The 662-nt window shown below is 35.0% G+C and carries 1 protein-coding gene; it reads right to left on the minus strand.

What is annotated here, in order from left to right:
• The coding region (locus tag N2201_07500) for a hypothetical protein (protein MCX7786043.1) at positions 1 to 506 on the minus strand (506 nt) is incomplete at its 3' end.
• Positions 507 to 662 lie beyond the last annotated feature (156 nt).

The following is a 662-nucleotide window of genomic DNA, read 5'->3' on the forward strand; positions in this document are numbered from 1 at the left end:
CCAATAGGCACCATTCCGAGCATCACAAAAAATGCCGCAATCAAAAGTAAAGTCGCCTCTTTAGTTCGTGCTCGAAAGGCCCGGTATGCTGCTGATGCCATATAAAAAGCCAACATTGCAAACATTGTTGAGTTTACCGGCACAAAGATATTTTGAAATAAAGTTTGGAGAATTGAAGTTTTGCCGATGCCACGAAAGAAGACTAAACTGGAAGTTCCTCCATCCTTAATTATATTTACTCCTAACAGACCGACCAGCGCAGTAATAATTGCACTAACTAAAGTAACAATGGAAAATTCCCAACCAGAGGATTTGCGTGATATTTTATGACTATGACGAATGACTAAACTACCAACTCCTAAAACTAAAGCGAAGACCGAGATGAGTCGAACCCATTTTAATACTATTTCATAAGCAGAAACTGAAATCGGATGGGGGATGAAAAACTGTAACATCATAAAAATACCAAAAATTAAACATAAAACTAAAGGTATTGTTCTTTGCATTTTACCTCCAAGATAGTCTTATATAAAAATGGTAAAGCGACATTGCACAATATATTTTTATTCTGAACTCATTTCGTTCACTCAGAATAATAGAAAAAAAGATTAACTGACATTAAAAAACCTCAGGATATTCAAAACTGGAAATTTAACACTAAG

Source organism: candidate division WOR-3 bacterium, assembly GCA_026418155.1.
GTDB lineage: Bacteria > Hydrothermota > Tepidihabitantia > Tepidihabitantales > CAIPLT01 > JAOABV01.